The sequence below is a fragment of the Acidovorax sp. KPB24-03 genome, assembly GCF_057546605.1.
The window spans coordinates 1-675 of record NZ_BAAJYR010000885.1 but is presented as its reverse complement, the minus strand read 5'-3'; the positions used below and the strand labels follow the sequence as shown (position 1 = coordinate 675).

General features: G+C 74.5%; 1 protein-coding gene. It reads right to left on the bottom strand.

What is annotated here, in order from left to right; all coding sequences use genetic code 11:
* Positions 1-554, bottom strand: a 554-nt coding sequence (locus tag AC27KI_RS26620) for a PepSY domain-containing protein (protein ID WP_487116886.1), incomplete at its 3' end; no start/stop codon positions are given.
* Positions 555-675: the final 121 nt, after the last annotated feature.

Genomic DNA, 675 nt, shown 5'->3' with positions numbered 1-675 from the left:
GCCACGCACAGCGCCGCTGCCGCGCCCAGCTGCTCCACCCAGGCCCGGCGCGGCGGGCGCAGCGCGGCGTGCAGCAGCGTGGCCAGCCAGACCGCCAGGAAGGCCCGGATCTCCCACAGCGCGCGGCCGGGCAGCTCGGCAGGCAGCAGGCGGTTGGCATGGAGGTAGCCGATGCAGGCCACGCCGATGCCTGCCACGGCCGCGACATTCAGGGCCTCGATGGCGCGGTAGACGCCGGCCGTGGCACGGCCGAACTCATTGCCGCAGGCGCGGCGCCGCTTCACGCTGAACAGCACGGTGCCGGTGGCCACCATCACGGTGCCGAGCAGCCCGCTGGCGAAGTACAGCCACTTCATCGGCCAGCCACCGAAGCGGGCGAAGTGCAGCGACTCCATCACGGCGTGCACCTGCTCCGAGGCGAAGGCCGCGTCGGGGTCCGGCCGGCGCACCTGCAGCACGGCGCCGCTCACGCCGTCGAACACCGCGGTGGCCACCGGGTTCAGCAAGGCGCGGCGCTGGCCTGCGCCTGGCTCGGCTTCGCGGGGGCCGAGCACGCGCACCGTGGCATTCGCATCCTCCGGCGCCTTCGACCACCACCATGCGCGGTGGCTGGCCCGTCAGGCTCGCGGGCCCTTTGGCCAGCAGCCGGTGCCAGATCGTGCAAGGCCGCGGGCC